This is a genomic window from Streptomyces sp. NPDC088400, from assembly GCF_044753355.1.
Lineage (GTDB): Bacteria > Actinomycetota > Actinomycetes > Streptomycetales > Streptomycetaceae > Streptomyces.
The window spans coordinates 218,590-233,239 of the sequence record NZ_JBIVMZ010000012.1 but is presented as its reverse complement, the minus strand read 5'-3'; the positions used below and the strand labels follow the sequence as shown (position 1 = coordinate 233,239).

At 70.2% G+C, this 14,650-nt stretch carries 16 protein-coding genes; 8 read left to right on the top strand and 8 right to left on the bottom strand.

Going from position 1 to position 14,650, the window contains the following annotated elements; all coding sequences use genetic code 11:
• Window positions 1-153: 153 nt before the first annotated feature.
• Window positions 154-477 (bottom strand): putative quinol monooxygenase, encoded by a 324-nt coding sequence (locus tag ACIQD6_RS27945; RefSeq protein ID WP_401887384.1) that lies wholly within the window; start codon window positions 475-477, stop codon window positions 154-156.
• 337 nt (window positions 478-814) lie between these two features.
• Between ACIQD6_RS27945 and ACIQD6_RS27940 the strand changes: the two genes are divergently transcribed.
• The 6 genes from ACIQD6_RS27940 (at window position 815) to ACIQD6_RS27915 (ending at window position 5,540) form a co-directional block, all read left to right on the top strand.
• Complete coding sequence (locus tag ACIQD6_RS27940; protein WP_401887382.1) at window positions 815-1,735, top strand: HipA family kinase; 921 nt, start codon at window positions 815-817, stop codon at window positions 1,733-1,735.
• On the top strand, window positions 1,732-2,115 hold the full coding sequence (locus ACIQD6_RS27935; protein WP_401887379.1) for a DUF3037 domain-containing protein: 384 nt from the start codon (window positions 1,732-1,734) through the stop codon (window positions 2,113-2,115). The genes ACIQD6_RS27940 and ACIQD6_RS27935 overlap by 4 nt, the downstream gene beginning before the upstream one ends.
• Window positions 2,116-2,328: 213 nt before the next feature.
• A complete protein-coding gene (fabG, locus tag ACIQD6_RS27930) occupies window positions 2,329-3,090 on the top strand; it encodes a 3-oxoacyl-ACP reductase FabG (RefSeq protein WP_401887376.1) in 762 nt (253 codons plus the stop codon).
• A gap of 112 nt (window positions 3,091-3,202) precedes the next feature.
• Window positions 3,203-3,964 carry an SDR family oxidoreductase gene (locus tag ACIQD6_RS27925; RefSeq protein WP_401887373.1) on the top strand — a complete coding sequence of 254 codons (762 nt, stop codon included), beginning with the start codon at window positions 3,203-3,205 and terminating at the stop codon, window positions 3,962-3,964.
• A 105-nt stretch (window positions 3,965-4,069) separates the two neighbouring features.
• Window positions 4,070-4,759, top strand: coding sequence for a uracil-DNA glycosylase (locus tag ACIQD6_RS27920; protein ID WP_401887370.1), 690 nt, complete (start codon window positions 4,070-4,072; stop codon window positions 4,757-4,759).
• A 181-nt stretch (window positions 4,760-4,940) separates the two neighbouring features.
• The gene (locus tag ACIQD6_RS27915; RefSeq protein WP_401887368.1) at window positions 4,941-5,540 is read left to right on the top strand and encodes a hypothetical protein; all 600 of its coding nucleotides are present in this window, start codon (window positions 4,941-4,943) and stop codon (window positions 5,538-5,540) included.
• Window positions 5,541-5,573: 33 nt separating this feature from the next.
• Here the strand turns inward: ACIQD6_RS27915 and ACIQD6_RS27910 are convergent, their stop codons facing one another.
• Together ACIQD6_RS27910 and ACIQD6_RS27905 are read right to left on the bottom strand one after the other, a co-directional pair.
• On the bottom strand, window positions 5,574-6,011 hold the full coding sequence (locus ACIQD6_RS27910; RefSeq protein ID WP_401887366.1) for a hypothetical protein: 438 nt from the start codon (window positions 6,009-6,011) through the stop codon (window positions 5,574-5,576).
• Window positions 6,012-6,171: 160 nt separating this feature from the next.
• On the bottom strand, window positions 6,172-6,702 hold the full coding sequence (locus ACIQD6_RS27905; RefSeq protein WP_401887528.1) for a DinB family protein: 531 nt from the start codon (window positions 6,700-6,702) through the stop codon (window positions 6,172-6,174).
• Between the two features lie 228 nt (window positions 6,703-6,930).
• Here ACIQD6_RS27905 and ACIQD6_RS27900 point away from each other — a divergent pair, with 228 nt between their 5' ends.
• On the top strand, window positions 6,931-7,836 hold the full coding sequence (locus ACIQD6_RS27900) for a Gfo/Idh/MocA family protein (RefSeq protein ID WP_401887364.1): 906 nt from the start codon (window positions 6,931-6,933) through the stop codon (window positions 7,834-7,836).
• Here the strand turns inward: ACIQD6_RS27900 and lnt are convergent.
• Both lnt and ACIQD6_RS27890 read right to left on the bottom strand, forming a co-directional pair.
• Entirely contained in the window at window positions 7,760-9,580 is a 1,821-nt protein-coding gene (gene lnt / locus ACIQD6_RS27895; protein WP_401887361.1) for an apolipoprotein N-acyltransferase, read from the bottom strand. The genes ACIQD6_RS27900 and lnt overlap by 77 nt on opposite strands.
• Window positions 9,581-9,677: 97 nt before the next feature.
• On the bottom strand, window positions 9,678-10,136 hold the full coding sequence (locus ACIQD6_RS27890) for a nuclear transport factor 2 family protein (RefSeq protein WP_401887358.1): 459 nt from the start codon (window positions 10,134-10,136) through the stop codon (window positions 9,678-9,680).
• A 255-nt stretch (window positions 10,137-10,391) separates the two neighbouring features.
• Between ACIQD6_RS27890 and ACIQD6_RS27885 the strand changes: the two genes are divergently transcribed.
• On the top strand, window positions 10,392-10,991 hold the full coding sequence (locus ACIQD6_RS27885; protein WP_401887355.1) for an RICIN domain-containing protein: 600 nt from the start codon (window positions 10,392-10,394) through the stop codon (window positions 10,989-10,991).
• A 58-nt stretch (window positions 10,992-11,049) separates the two neighbouring features.
• Here ACIQD6_RS27885 and ACIQD6_RS27880 read toward each other — a convergent pair whose 3' ends face one another.
• The 3 genes from ACIQD6_RS27880 to ACIQD6_RS27870 form a co-directional block, all read right to left on the bottom strand.
• Entirely contained in the window at window positions 11,050-12,414 is a 1,365-nt protein-coding gene (locus ACIQD6_RS27880; protein ID WP_401887353.1) for an MFS transporter, read from the bottom strand.
• A gap of 123 nt (window positions 12,415-12,537) precedes the next feature.
• The gene (locus tag ACIQD6_RS27875; protein ID WP_401887350.1) at window positions 12,538-12,897 is read right to left on the bottom strand and encodes an ArsR/SmtB family transcription factor; all 360 of its coding nucleotides are present in this window, start codon (window positions 12,895-12,897) and stop codon (window positions 12,538-12,540) included.
• 113 nt (window positions 12,898-13,010) lie between these two features.
• On the bottom strand, window positions 13,011-14,009 hold the full coding sequence (locus ACIQD6_RS27870) for a sporulation protein (protein WP_401887347.1): 999 nt from the start codon (window positions 14,007-14,009) through the stop codon (window positions 13,011-13,013).
• Between the last annotated feature and the right edge of the window lie 641 nt (window positions 14,010-14,650).

The window sequence follows — 14,650 nt, the reverse complement described above, 5'->3', positions numbered from 1 at the left end:
CCACTGCGCCACCAACGCCAGTGTGTGGATCAAACAGCCACCCCGGGGACACCGGCTGACGGTGACCCGTCCGGCTCCGTCGCCGTCCAGCCCCGCTTCCCGTTCCGCGTCGGTTCGGGAGGCGGGGCTTCGCGGCGGGGCTTCGCCGTCCCGTCAGCCGATCTTGAGTTCGCCCATCTCGCTCCAGCCGTTGGCTCCTTCGATCGTGGTGCTCACGATCTCCGGGGTGCCGCTCAGCAGGGGCCGCATGGCCTCAAGGCCGGCGCGGAAGTGGTCGGAGTTCACATGGGCGGCCGCCGCGTCGTCCTGGAACGCCTCGACCAGTACGTACGTGTCCGGGGCCTCCAGGCTGCGTGACCACTCGAACCAGAGATTGCCCGGCTCGGACCTGGTGGCGGAGGTGAAGGCGGCCACGTGCGTCGGCCATTCCTCGACGTACTCGGGCTTCACCTGGAACTTCACGACGATGAAAATCATCCGTCCATCGTAGGGCGTTCCGACAGGGGCGGCCTGGCCCCGGCCGGCCCACGGCGGAGACACGGCCCGCCGGATCGTCACCCATGCATGGGAGCGGCTGTGCCGAGGGGCGTTGCCTGGCGGCGGGGCCCGTGGTGACCTTGGTGCGGTGGCTCCGCCACTCCTCACCGGCTGTCACCCTCGGTTACTATGCTCACTTCATGTCGGGGGTCGGGGGTACGGGGGCGGGGGTCCGGGAGCAAGGCGCGCGCCGTCGTTGACGGGATGACTCCCTGGACCGTGCGTGCCTGGAATTGACCGTTGATTGTAAGGCTAGAGAGCCGGATGGCCTGGGAAAATGTTGACAGAAGTTGCAGCGACTCGCTATGTCACGCCATTGCGTGAGGGAGGTTCGCTTCCGGGGATCGTCGAGGCCGACGATCTCGGTACGTACGTCATGAAATTCACCGGCGCGGGGCAGGGCCGCAAGACCCTCGTCGCGGAGGTCATCTGTGGTCAACTCGCCCGCAGGCTGGGCCTGCGGGTGCCGGAGTTGGTGACCATGCAGCTCGACCCCGTCATCGGACTGTCCGAGCCGGACCAGGAAGTACAGGAGTTGCTGAAGGCGAGCGGTGGGCTGAACCTCGGCATGGACTATCTGCCGGGATCGATCGGCTTCGACCCGCTGGCTTACGAAGTGGGACCGCAGGAGGCCGGGCGCATCGTCTGGTTCGACGCGGTCATCAACAACGTCGACCGCTCCTGGCGCAACCCCAACATGCTGGTGTGGCACGGTGATGTGTGGCTGATCGACCACGGAGCCACCATGATCTGGCACCACAACTGGCCGGGCGCGCAGGCTTCGGCGGCCAAGCCGTACAACGCTTCCGACCATGTGCTCGCCCCCTTCGGCCCGCAGATCGCGGCGGCTGCCGAGGAGTTGGCGCCGCTGGTCACGGAGGAGCTGCTGACCGAGGTGGCCGCCGACGTACCGGACGCGTGGCTGGCCGGCGAGCCCGGCTTCGACTCCGCCGACGCGCTGCGCCGCGCGTACGTGGAGCCGTTGCTGGCGCGGGCCGCGACGATCCACGAGCGCATCACACTCGACGCACCGGAGCGGAGCAGGCCCTCGCAGGCCCCCGGCTGGCTGGTCGACCGCCTCACTCCCCGGCCGCACGCGAAACGGGAAGCGGAACGGGCCGAGCCGACCGGCGCCGACGGCGCGACGGCCATGAACGACGCGACGGCCATGAACGATGCGAAGGGCGGCGGCCGGTGAGCGCGAAGGACGTCTACGAATACGCGCTGCTGCGGGTGGTGCCGAGGGTGGAACGCGGCGAGTTCGTCAACGCCGGGGTGCTGGTCTACTGCCGCGCCCGGTCCTATGTCGCGGCCAGGACGCATGTGGACGAGGCCAGGCTGACGGCTCTCGACCCGCGGGTGGATGTCGTGGGGGTACGGGCGGCACTCCGCGCCGTCGAGAGCGTCTGCTGCGGCGGCGACGCGGCCGGACAGGCCGCGGGCGACGACGCGGGCAGGCGGTTCCGCTGGCTGATCGCGCCGCGCTCCACCGTCGTACAGCCCGGCCCGGTACACACCGGGCTGACGGCCGATCCGGCGGCCGAGGCGGAACGGCTGCTCGATCTGCTGGTCCGCTGACGAGCCGATGAAGGGCTCGGATCGCTGATCACTCCGCCGCCCGGTTCACCGATCGGCGCCGCTCCTCGGTGTGACGTCCCCCGGCGGATCGCCCTGTCGGTCCAGGGGCCGTTGACACCGGGTGCCGGGGCTTCTAGCGTCTCGTCTGCTGAGCTACTAAGCGGTTGCTCAGTGAGTGAGAGCCGCACATTCCCCAGGGCGAGGAGATCAGGGATGTCCACCACCGAGCAGCGTGTCGCCGTTGTGACCGGGGCGGCGCGGGGCATTGGCGCCGCCACCGCGGTACGGCTGGCGGCCGAGGGCCGCGCCGTCGCCGTACTCGACCTCGACGAGGCGGCCTGCAAGGACACCGTCGAGAAGATCACCGCGGCCGGCGGCACGGCACTCGCCGTCGGCTGTGACGTCTCCGACAGCGGGCAGGTGGAGGCAGCCGTCGCGCGGGTCGTCGCCGAGCTGGGTGCGCCGACGATCCTTGTCAACAACGCGGGTGTGCTCCGGGACAACCTGCTCTTCAAGATGAGCGAGTCCGACTGGGACACCGTCATGAATGTGCACCTCAAGGGCGCGTTCCTGATGGCCAAGGCGTGCCAGAAGCACATGGTGGACGCCCAGTTCGGCCGTATCGTCAGCCTCTCCTCCAGCTCCGCGCTGGGCAACCGGGGCCAGGCCAACTACGCCGCCGTCAAGGCCGGCCTCCAGGGCTTCACCAAGACCCTCGCCAAGGAACTCGGCAAGTTCGGCATCACCGCCAACGCCGTGGCGCCCGGCTTCATCGTCACCGAGATGACCGCCCAGACCGCCGCCCGTGTCGGTATGGCCTTCGAGGACTTCCAGACGGCTGCCGCCTCCCAGATCCCGGTCCAGCGCGTCGGAAGGCCGGAGGACATCGCGAACGCCATCGCCTTCTTCACGGGCGACGAGGCCGGATTCGTCTCCGGCCAGGTGATGTACGTCGCCGGCGGCCCCCTCAACTGACGGCCGGACAGCACGGCTTGAGGACCCGACAGTACGGCCGTGATCGGAGGCCGGACGGTACGGCCCGCGGCCCGGAGCACGGAACATGGCGGATCACGTGGACGAGGCGAACATGACAGAGCAGCCGCAGGACAGTGGGAAGGTCGCCCTGATCACGGGCGCGAGCCGGGGCATCGGGTACGGCATCGCCGAGGCGCTCGTCGCGCGCGGCGACCGGGTCTGCATCACCGGACGCAACGAGGACGCCCTCAAGGAGGCCGTCGAGAAGCTCGGTTCGGACCGGGTGATCGGTGTGGCGGGCAAGGCGCATGACGAGGCGCACCAGGCGGTCGCCGTCGAGCGCGTCATGGAGGCGTTCGGCCGGGTCGACTTCCTGGTCAACAACGCGGGGACGAACCCGGTCTTCGGGCCGATGGCGGATCTGGACCTGAACGTGGTCCGCAAGGTGTACGAGACGAACGTCATCTCGGCGCTCGGGTTCGCCCAGCGGACCTGGCGGGCCTGGCAGAAGGAGAACGGCGGCGCGATCGTCAACATCGCGTCGGTCGCCGGGATTTCGGCGTCCCCCTTCGTCGGCGCCTACGGCATGAGCAAGGCGGCGATGGTCAACCTGACCCTCCAGCTGGCGCACGAGTTCGCGCCTGCCGTACGGGTCAACGCCATCGCACCCGCCGTCGTCAAGACCAAGTTCGCCCAGGCGCTCTACGAGGGCCGGGAGGCGGAGGTGACCGCCGCGTACCCGCTGGGCCGGCTCGGAGTGCCGGAGGATGTCGGCGGCGCCGCCGCCTTCCTCACCTCAGACCAGTCGGACTGGATCACCGGCCAGACGCTGGTGGTCGACGGCGGGATCTTCCTCAACGCCGGAGTGGGGTGACGGTACTGCCGCCGTTCTCCGGTAAGAGGCCTGGTGAGGGCCGTTGTCAGTGGTCACCGGTAGGTTCAGTGGCAGACAAGTGATCGCTTACCGGAGGTTGTTGACGTGACCGACACCGACATGCTGCCCGAGTCCTGGCGCGGCGTCCTCGGCGACGAACTGCAGAAGCCCTATTTCAAGGAGCTGACCGAGTTCGTCGAGGAGGAGCGGGCGAAGGGGCCGGTCTACCCACCGCGTGACGAGGTCTTCGCGGCGCTCGACGCCACTCCGTACGACAAGGTCAAGGTCCTGGTCCTGGGCCAGGACCCGTATCACGGCGCGGGCCAGGGGCACGGGCTGTGCTTCTCCGTCCGGCCGGGGGTCAAGACGCCTCCGTCCCTGCGGAACATCTACAAGGAGATGAAGGAGGAGCTGGGCCACCCGGTTCCCGACAACGGCTATCTGATGCCATGGGCCGAGCAGGGGGTGTTGCTGCTCAACGCCGTGCTGACGGTCCGCGAGGGCGAGCCCAACTCGCACAAGGGAAAGGGCTGGGAGAAGGTCACGGACGCGGTGATCCGCGCGGTGGCCGAGCGGCCCGACCCGGCGGTCTTCGTGCTCTGGGGTGCCTACGCGCAGAAGAAGCTGCCGCTGATCGACGAGGAGCGGCATGTGGTGGTGAAGGGCGCGCATCCCTCGCCGCTGTCGGCGAAGAAGTTCTTCGGATCGCGTCCGTTCACCCAGATCAACGAGGCGGTCGCGGCCCAGGGCCACGAGCCCATCGACTGGCGCATCCCCGATCTGGGCGCGCACTGAGGATCTGGGCTGATTCGCGGTAGGGGGGATTCGCGGTACGGCTGGTTCGCGGTACGGGGGATTCGCCCGGGCCGGCCGACAGGCTCGGGCCGTGTGCCCGAGCCTGAGGGGGATTGCCGGTGACGGCGGCTACCGTCGAATCCGGATCATCCCGGTACGGGCGGCAGCGAAGGCGGCAGCGATGGAGCAGCAGGAGGCGTCGGAGGACGCCGTCATGACCAGGATCGGCCAGGCGGCCATGCTCCTCCACGGCGGTGACCGAGAAGAGGCGCGCAATCGCTTCGGCCAGCTCTGGACGGAGATCGGGGAGGCGGGTGACCCCCTCCACCGCTGCACACTCGCGCATTACATGGCGGACACGCAGGACGACCCGGGCGATGAACTGGCCTGGGATCTGCGGGCGCTGACCGCTGCCGACGGGCTGAACGGGGGAGCCCCGGGCGACGCCCGGGGCGAGGAGGACGGCAAGGGCGAGGAAAGCCACGGGAGCGAGGAAAACAGAGGGAGCGGCGAAAGCGGGGAGAACGACGGGGGTGGGGAGAGCGACGGGGGTGAGGCACGGCCGGTCAGGGCAGCTGATGTCTCGCCGGCCGTGCGTTCTTTCTATCCCTCGCTCCATCTCAACCTCGCCGCCGACTACGTGAAGCTCGAGCGGCCGGAAGCGGCGCGGCTCCATCTCGACCGGGCGCGCGACGCGGCCGACGCCCTGGGGGACGACGGATACGGGGACGGAGTGCGGGCGGGGATCGACCGGCTGGAGCGCCGGCTGCGGGAGCGGTGAGGAAGCGCCGGCCGCCGACAGGGGCGCGGCCGGTCAATTCCGGTGTGCCTCGCGGCAGATACGGTCCTGGAGGCTGCCCGCCGGCCAGTCGCCGTACGTCTCGCCGAGGGCGCAGACGTCGGTGATGGCCGCCGAGGCCGTCGGGAGCCGGAGGGACCACCGTTCCGTCGGCCACTCGCCCGGACGATCCTTGGGCGGGGGCGTGGCCGAGGTCCGTACGGTCCCGGGTGTCCGGTCCGGTGTGGACCGGTGGACCTCCGGGGAGGGGCGCGTAGCCGGTCGCGGACTCCGGGCGGAGACGGCCTCCTCCAGTGCCTCGTCGGCCGGAGACTGGCCGAACTGTGGTTCGGCGGCTCCCGGTCCGAGGACCCCGCTGCTCGCCCCGGGCCTTGGTTCGGATCCCGGTACGGGGTGCGGCTCCACGGCCACACACCCGGAGACGGCCGTGACCGCCACTCCCACCAGGACCATGGCTGCGCTTCTTCTTCGGTGCATCCACGCAACTCTGCTGGGTGTGGCAGCCGTTGGGGAGCGGAAGGGCGTCGATTGGCCCGGACGGGTGACGGAGGTCAATCGCGCGTGGCCACTCGGTCGTCTGCGGTCGTCCGCCGGTGACCCGGGCGGTCCCCGGTCAGTCGCCGGTCACGCCGTCGACCCGCTCGCGGAGGAGGTCGGCGTGGCCGTTGTGCCGCGCGTACTCCTCGATCATGTGGACGTAGATCCAGCGGAGGTTGTACGGCTCGCCCGTGATCCGGTGGCGACGGGGGCCGTCGCCGAGGTCGTCCAGGCCGCGCGAGGCGGCCAGTTCACGGGCGTGGGCGATCTCGGCCCGCCAGGCGGCGTGGGTCTCTTCCCAGGTGGCGTCCTCGCCGTGATGGAAGTCCCCGTCCGGGTCGGCCTCGCTGTAGTAGACGGGTGCGGCCTTCTCGTCGGCCAGGACGTTGCGGAACCAGCTGTTCTCGACCTCGGTCATATGCCGTACGAGACCGAGCAGGGTCAGGTCGGAGGGCGGGACGGACGCCTCTCGGAGCTGCTTGTCGTCAAGCCCCGCACATTTCACGGCCAGGGTCTCGCGGTGGAACTCCAGCCAGCCCTCCAGCATGTCGCGTTCGCCGGCGACGGTGGAGGGTTCGTTGCGCTCAGGTGTCGTCATGCCGGTCATCCTCACGTACGGGCCCTGCGCCGGCCACGGCTTATTCGCGTGGGCGCCGGCCCGGCCCCGGCCCCGTACCGCGTCACGCCGCGCGGATCAACGACCGGCGGCCGTCACCGCGCACGTATGCTTCCCGGACGGCACGACAGTGGACAGCAGGAGCAGGCAGCGATACGCGGCAGCAGGAGCAGACAGCAACAGCAGGCCGCAGGCAACGGATTGGCAGGGGAGGCCCTCGTGAAGGTCGGCTGCATCGGGCTCGGCGATATCGCGCAGAAGGCGTATCTGCCGGTGCTGACCACGCTTCCCGGGGTCGAACCGCACCTGCACACCCGTACCCCCGCCACCCTGACGAGGACCGCCGAGGCCCACCGCATCCCGGCCGCGCAGTGCCACGCCGGTCTCGACTCGCTGCTGGCCCAGGATCTCGACGCCGCGTTCGTGCACGCCCCGACCGCCGCGCACGCCGAGATCGTCACGCGGCTGCTGGAGGCGGGCGTACCGACCTATGTCGACAAACCGATCGCGTACGAACTCGCCGACTCGGAGCGTGTGGTGGGCCTCGCGGAGGAGCGCGGGGTGAGCCTCGCCGTGGGCTTCAACCGCCGCTACGCGCCCGGGTACGCCCAGTGTCTGGAGCATCCGCGCGAGTTGATCCTGTTGCAGAAGAACCGGGTCGGGCTGCCCGAGGACCCGCGCACCTTCGTCCTGGACGACTTCATCCATGTCGTCGACACCCTGCGGTTCCTGCTTCCGGGGCCGGTCGAGCACACCGACGTACGGGCGCGGACGCGGGACGGGCTGCTGCACCACGTCGTGCTCCAGCTCTCCGGCGACGGTTTCACCGCCATCGGAATGATGAACCGGCTGAGTGGTTCCTCCGAAGAGATTCTCGAAGTGTCGGGACAGGACACCAAGCGGGCCGTCCACGATCTCGCGACGATCATCGACCACAAGGGACAGCCGAGCGTGCGACGGCGCGGCGACTGGGTTCCGGTGGCCCGCCAGCGCGGCATCGAACAGTGTGTCCTGGCCTTCCTCGATGCCGTACGGGCGGGGAAGACGCTCAGCGCGCGGGATGCGCTGCGGACTCACGAGCTGTGCGAGCGAGTGGTACGGGCGGCGTTGGACCAGGCCGCCTGAGCGACCGTACGCCGGTCACGGCGCCGAGTGTCGCCAGTACGGCGAGGGCGCCGTGGACCGGCCAGTCGCCGAACCTGACGTACGGAGTCGTGCCCCGGGCCAGTGGGATGTCGTACAGGGCGGCCGTGCTGCGGTCCGTACCGATCTCGCCGCCGACCGGCTCGCCGTTCGGTCCGAAGACCGCGCTGACGCCCGTGAGCGTGGCATGCACCATCGGGCGGCCCGTCTCCGCGGCCCGCAGCGCCGCCAGCGAGGCATGTTGCTCCGGCGCCCAACTGTGCTGGAACGACGAGGTGGAGGACTGCGCCACCAGCACCTGCGCACCGTCCGCGACCAGGTGCCTGCTCATGTCGGGGAACGCCGTCTCGAAGCAGACCAGCGGACCGAACCGCAGTCCGCCGCCTCCGGGTTCGGCCCTGTCCCGCTCCCCGCCCGGCAGCGTCATGATCTTTGGCCGGGTGCCGGACACCCGGTCCTCGCCCGCGGCCTTGCCCACCGAGGTGGCCCAGCCCAGTGCGGCGCGGGCCGGTATGTACTCGCCGAAGGGCACCAGGCGCATCTTGTCGTACGTATCGCCCGTCGGGCCGTTCGGACCGACCAGGACGGCGCGCTTGAAGATGCCGACGCGGCCCGACGCGTCGGTGCTGCGGGCGTCCACATTGACCAGTATGTCGGCGCCGACCGTGCGGGAGAGAGCGGCGAGGCGCGCTGCCAGATCGGGCCGCGTCGAGAGATCCGAGCTGACGCTGCTCTCGCCCCACACCACCAGATCCACGTCCTGCCCGGCCAGGCCGCGGGTCAGGGCCTCACCGCGGCTGAACCGGCGCTCGACGGCATCGGCCCCGGCGACAACACCCGGCTGGACGACCGCGATCCGTGCCCGGCCCGATTGTTCGGGCACCGGCGCCCAGGCCCAGACCGATCCCATGGTGACGGCACACACCACGATGCCGGCGGCCGCCGTGGTCCGTGCCCCGGCAGCCGGGACCAGCAGGGTGAGCGCGGTGTTCACCGCGACCACCAGCAGGCTCAACAGCCAGACTCCGCCCACCGAGGCGAGCCGGAGAGCGGGGGAGACATCCCACTGGCTGGCGCCGATCAGCCCCCAGGGGCCGCCAAGTCCCTGCCAGGACCTGATCAGTTCGATCATCAGCCAGCCCGAGGGCACCACGGCGAGGGCGGCGGCGGCCCGGCCGGTGGCCGGCGCTCCGCCGAGCATGGACCGTACGAGCCATCCCCACGGCGCCCAGAGCAGGCCGAGCAGCGCGGCCAGCACGACGAGGAACACGTGAAGGCTCGGCATCAGCCAGTGATGTACGGCGACGATGAAGCCGAGGCCGCCCAGCCAGCCGTCCAGTGCCGCACGACGGGCGGTGGGCGCGGACCGTATGAGCAGCATCCAGGGCACGAGCGAGACGTACGCGAACCACCACAGCGACGGCGCGGGAAAGGCGAGGGCGGAGAGCGCACCGGCCACAACGGCCGCCGCGCCCCGCCACCATGGCGAGGCCAGGCGACGGCGTATCTGTCCGTACCGCGCCTGCGGACGGGACGGCCCTTGCGGCTCCCGGGGCCCTTGAGGTCCGTGCGCGCCGGACTGCCCCAACGCCCCGGACTGCCCCAACGCCTCGTGGGGACTCAACTGCCCGTGCCCGTCGGACTGTCCGTGCCCGTACGACTGTCGGTGTCCGTCGGACCGTCCGTGCCTGTCGGACTGGCCGTGCCGGCCGGCCGGAATCCGCATACCGCGCCCCCTCGCCCTGCCTGATCAGCCGCCTTGCCCGATCAGTCCCTCTGCCCGTCCAGCTGTCCTTCCCCGAATGCGGCGGCGCGAAGCGGGGTCAGCCCGCGCCGGAGGAACCCGTCACGCGCCGCCACATCTCCTCGACCACGACGGTACGGAGCTGCCAGCCCACATCGGCGCGCAGCAGACCGAACACGAACCTGCCGCCGGTCATCAGGTCCTCGCCCGACTCATGGCGCAGCGGGCTGAGGTAGTCGGCCCGCAACTCGGCGCGGTCGCCCGGATACCCGCCGAGGTCCTGGAAGGTCAGTCGCCGGTTGACGATCAGCTGCTGACGGACGGTGAACGGCCGTAACGTACCGGCCAGCCAGTCGGCGACCTCGGCCGCCGACCCTTCGATACCGCCCGCCGCGGTGTAGTCGGCGCGGCCGTCCGGTGTGAACAGGGCCCGGAAACCGGGCCAGTCGGCGTGGTCCATGGTCACCGAGTAATGGGTGATCACCTCATCGATGGCCAGCCGGTCCATCACGGTCGCGAGATCCACACGCTGTGTCATCGGCTCAGTCTCCGTGAGCCGGAGCCTCAAACCAAGAGGTGTGCACAGCTGGCGATCACCAGCCAGTCGCAGTGCGATGAACGCCACCGACGGAGGGTGGAGCCACGGAGAGGGAGAGAAACGGCAGGTCAGCGTGATCGACGTACCGCCACACGAACGAGTTGTTTGGAGATCATTCCTGCCCTCGGACGCCACACCGCCTGGCAGGATCCTTGCTTAGCCGGACAATCCGGCTGAAAGCTGCCAGGAGGATCTATGTCGCCAAACAGTCGGAACCGGGTGGGTACGACCCTCGCCGTCGTGGGAACCGCACTGGTCCTGGCCGCGTCGGGACCGGTCGCCTCGGCTCAGCCGGATTCGGCTCCGCCCGGATCGGCTCAGCCCGGTTCGACCCGGGCCGACTCGGTCAGAGCGGTCACGGTGGACCGGCTCAGCCTGCGGCTCGCGTCGGCCCCGGCGCAGGGGGCCAACGTCAGGGGCGGGGGGAGCGAGAACGGTACGGAGGTCATCCAGTGGCCGTACTCCGGTACGGCGAACGAGCGTTGGGAAGCCACGGCGACGGGCGGCGGTTACTACCGGATCGCGTCGCAGGGGAGTGGCAAGTGTCTGAACGTCAAGGGTGGTGGAAGCGCGGACGGGACGCCGGTCATCCAGTACACCTGCGGCTCGGGCGGCAACGAGCAGTGGAAGTTCGTGCGCAAGGGCATCGGGTACCAGGTGGTCGTCCGGTCCAGCGGCAAGTGCCTGAACGTCAAGGGCGGTGTCGGTAAGGGGAATCCGCTGATCCAGTACACCTGCTCCACCAACGGCGCGGCCAACGATGTCTGGCTGCCCGTCTGGGAACCGGCTTCCTGATCCACGTCGCCTCCCGCACCGCTCCCCGCGTCCGCACCGCTCCCCGCGTCCGTGGCGGTCACACTCTCTCCGAGAGCCGCCGCGGCGCGGGCCAGCGCCGGTGCAGGGAGTCGATGCGGTAGTCGTGGCCGTGCCGCCAGCCTTCGTGGGTGGGGACCGCGTCCTGTACGTGCGGGTGCCCGGCGGGGAGTTCGCTGTGCAGGTGGTCGAGACGGTCGGGGTCCGTGCGCGGCCAGATGGCCATGGCGCAGGACGCGGCGGCCAGTCCGACCGCGGCCAGCACGGCGGACGCCACGGGCATTCCGGCCGCTGCCGCCAGCCAGCCCGCGAGCGGGTAGGTGAGCAGCCAGCAGCTGTGCGACAGCGAGAACTGCGCGGCGAACGCGGCCGGGAGATCGGCTGCCGCGGCGGACCGGCGCAGCAGGCGCCCGCACGGGGTGAGGACCACCGAGGTGGCGGCGCCCAGCAGGGCCCATGCGGCGAGCAGCGCCGGCCAGGTCCAGGGGCCGGGGGCGACGGCCGTACCGAGGGAGACGGCGGCCAGTACGCAGGACAGGGCGAAGGCCGCCGGCAGCATCACCGTACGGTCGCCGACCCGGTCGAGCGCGCGCGGCAGCAGCAGGGCGGCGAGCATGGATCCGGCGCCGTAGGCGCCCAGCGCCAACGAGACGTCGCCGGCGGCCCGGCCCAGGCCCTCGCGGACCAGAACCACCGTGTTGACGGTGACCATGGCGCCGCCCGCGGCGACCGCCAGGTCCAGGGCCAGCAGCGCCCGGAGCCGGGGGGTGGCGAGGAACAGCCGGGTACCGAACGATGCCTTCGTGTAGACGCCTCGCGCGCGTTCCACCGGTACGGGCCTGGGCAGCAGCACCGAGACCACCAGGGCGGCCGAGGCCAGAAAACCCGCGGTGGTGCCCGCGAACAGCCAGTTGTACGAGATCAGGGACAACAGACCGGCGGCCAGTGCCGGGCTGAACAGGCTCTCCAGGTCGTACGCCAGCCGCGACAGGGACAGGGCGCGTGTGTAGTCGCGCTCCTCGGGCAGCACCTCGGGAATCGTCGCCTGGAACGCCGGGGTGAAGGCGGCCGAGGCGCATTGCAGCAGGAAGACCAGGATGTAGATCTGCCACACCTGGGTGACGAAGGGCAGCGAGAGCGCGACGACGGCGCGGGTCAGGTCCATCGACACCAGCAGGGCCCGCCGCGGGATCCGGTCGGCGAACGCGCCGACGACCGGGGCGACTCCTACGTACGCGACCATCTTGACGGCCAGAGCGGTGCCCAGGACCGCGGACGCGTCCGCCCCTGCCAGGTCGTAGGCCAGCAGGCTCAGGGCGACCGTGGCCAGGCCCGTTCCGACGAGAGCGATGACCTGGGCGGTGAACAGGTGCCTGTACGTGCGGTTGCGCAGCACGGCGAGCATGCGACACGTCCTTGGCCGACGGGGGCGGGGGCGGCCACCAATCTAATGCACGTGTGCGCATTCATGCACATGTTGAGGTGAGAGGTGGGGCGGGGGCTGTGACGGACGCGTGGGTGACGGGTGTCAGTCGTGCCAGGGTTTGCCGGTGACCTGGTGGTCGGCGTGGCTGATCGCCTCGACCACCAGGCGGCGCAGATGCCCGTCCGAGAGCGCGTAGACCACGCGCCGCCCGTCCTTGCGCGGCTGCACCAGCTCGGCCAGCCGCAACTTGGCCAGATGCTGACTCACCGCGGGCCGCGCCGCGCCGCAGGCGGCTGCCAGCGCGGTCACATCGGACTCCCCGTGCGTGAGCAGCCACACCAGATGCAGCCGTGTGGGGTCGGAGAGCAGCGAGAAGACCGAAGCCGCGGCGGCGAGTTCGCGGACGCTGGGCGTGTGCTGATGCGCATCGCTCGCTGGTGAGGGTTCTTGGCGTCCGGGCATGAACGTATCGTAGGCGCGCCCTCGCACACTGTCCGTCCGGCCTCCGGGGCGGCGGTCGGCTGCCACCGCCCCGTACGCCTTCAGGGTCGCGCGCGGGAGGTCGACGACGGGAGTTACTCGTCGCCGCCCTCTTCCTCGCCGCCCTCTTCCTCCTCGGCCTCGAAGGCGTCGCCGATCTCGTCGACGACCTCCGCGGCGACCATGCCGCCCACCACACCGACCGCCACGCCCGCGGCGGCACCGGCCACCACGGCGCCGGTGCCCGGGCCGGAGCGGTGATGCCCGTCATGGTGCCCGTCGCTGTGGTGCGCACCGTGGTGACCGTCACTGTGACGCGCGCCGTGGTGGTCGACGAGCTGCTTCATCCAGGAGTCCACCTCGGCGTTCCAGTCCGTGCCGCCGGCGTTGTGGTGGGAGACGGTGAACCGGTTGAGCGCATCGTGCCCGTCCGAGAAGAGTCCGCCGCGCTTGTCGGCCTCGATGACCACGTCCATGCCGCCGGGGGTGGCCAGGAATGTCACCTCGATCTCGGTCACCACGTGCGCGTACTGCGCGGGCGGGGTCAGTTCGAGCTCCTGGTAGAAAGGGAGTTGCTGGTCGGTGCCGCCGATGCGGCCGAGTTCGAGATCGGCCGATTTGAAACCCCAGCCGAGCTGCCCGAACGCTTCGAGGACGGCCTCCTGGACCGGCAGGGGCGACACGTTCAGCTGGTCGAGATCGCCCTTGTCCTTCGCGCCGGCGACCTCCAGCTCGGTCCGTACCCCCAGCACCACGCCCAGGGCCTGACCGTAGAGCTCGGTCACGGGCGTCTCCCACGGCAGGGTCAGCGAGAACGGGACGGTGTGTTCCGCGTCCTCGGCCAGACGGAAACCACCGCCGACCGTGACGCGGTCGAAGACGACCGTGCCCTCGCTCTCCCCGTCCTCTCCTTCCGCCTCGACGCGGGCGACCAGATCCAGCGTGATCCGCTCGATGTGTACGTCCGACTGGCCGCCGCGCAGGCGCACCTGGCCGGACAGGGGACCGCCCGGTACGGCGGACCCGCCGTCCAGCACGGTGTCGACCGAGGGGCCGCCGACACCGAGGGCTCCGAGCAGTTTCTTGAACACCATTGTGGCCGTCCACTCCTTCTTGGGCTGCACATCGTTCGCTGTGCTGAACGTCGGGGGTTGCTGAGCGCACTCAGAACTACCGCAGAAGGTAAAGCGGTTCCCAAGGGGCGCGCGAAGTGGGCATGTTTTCAGCCACTTTTCGGCCACGTGTGGAACTCCCGTTCCCGGTGAGTGTGACGTACGCCGCTACACACAGAGGCGGGCATTAATCAACGCGTTACGTTCTGGTTGGCGCGGTGTCACAGTGGCCGTTGAGGCTGTCTTTACACACGGGGCTCACAGAAACCCGAATCGACCACGGCCCAGAATTCGGTCCTCCCCCCACAATCCGACCAGGATGGGACCACATTTATGGATTTCGCGACACCGCCTTCCCGCACCCGCTCTCGCGGGCCTTGTCGAAGAAGCCGATGCACCGGCAGACCGATCCGGTCCTGACCGGTCGTTCGCACGCCTCCACGCAAGGAAGGGAACCATCAGGTGCTCACTTCGCACCAAACAAGCCCATCGGAAACGTCGTCGGGCTCAACGGTCACAGATCCGGATCTTTCCGGTCCCGCGCCCGACGTGCCCCCCGCGGTGCGTGTGCTGGCGGTCGGCGCGCCAGGACCACGGCTCGAATGGCTCACCCGGAGTCTGGC

Coding starts and splice junctions, on each gene's coding strand:
- ACIQD6_RS27945 (WP_401887384.1), bottom strand. CDS start 477: ATGATTTTCATCGTCGTGAAGTTCCAGGTGAAGCCCGAGTACGTCGAG.
- ACIQD6_RS27940 (WP_401887382.1), top strand. CDS start 815: ATGTTGACAGAAGTTGCAGCGACTCGCTATGTCACGCCATTGCGTGAG.
- fabG (WP_401887376.1), top strand. CDS start 2,329: ATGTCCACCACCGAGCAGCGTGTCGCCGTTGTGACCGGGGCGGCGCGG.
- ACIQD6_RS27925 (WP_401887373.1), top strand. CDS start 3,203: ATGACAGAGCAGCCGCAGGACAGTGGGAAGGTCGCCCTGATCACGGGC.
- ACIQD6_RS27915 (WP_401887368.1), top strand. CDS start 4,941: ATGGAGCAGCAGGAGGCGTCGGAGGACGCCGTCATGACCAGGATCGGC.
- ACIQD6_RS27910 (WP_401887366.1), bottom strand. CDS start 6,011: ATGGTCCTGGTGGGAGTGGCGGTCACGGCCGTCTCCGGGTGTGTGGCC.
- ACIQD6_RS27905 (WP_401887528.1), bottom strand. CDS start 6,702: ATGACCGGCATGACGACACCTGAGCGCAACGAACCCTCCACCGTCGCC.
- lnt (WP_401887361.1), bottom strand. CDS start 9,580: ATGCGGATTCCGGCCGGCCGGCACGGCCAGTCCGACAGGCACGGACGG.
- ACIQD6_RS27890 (WP_401887358.1), bottom strand. CDS start 10,136: ATGACACAGCGTGTGGATCTCGCGACCGTGATGGACCGGCTGGCCATC.
- ACIQD6_RS27885 (WP_401887355.1), top strand. CDS start 10,392: ATGTCGCCAAACAGTCGGAACCGGGTGGGTACGACCCTCGCCGTCGTG.
- ACIQD6_RS27880 (WP_401887353.1), bottom strand. CDS start 12,414: ATGCTCGCCGTGCTGCGCAACCGCACGTACAGGCACCTGTTCACCGCC.
- ACIQD6_RS27875 (WP_401887350.1), bottom strand. CDS start 12,897: ATGCCCGGACGCCAAGAACCCTCACCAGCGAGCGATGCGCATCAGCAC.
- ACIQD6_RS27870 (WP_401887347.1), bottom strand. CDS start 14,009: ATGGTGTTCAAGAAACTGCTCGGAGCCCTCGGTGTCGGCGGCCCCTCG.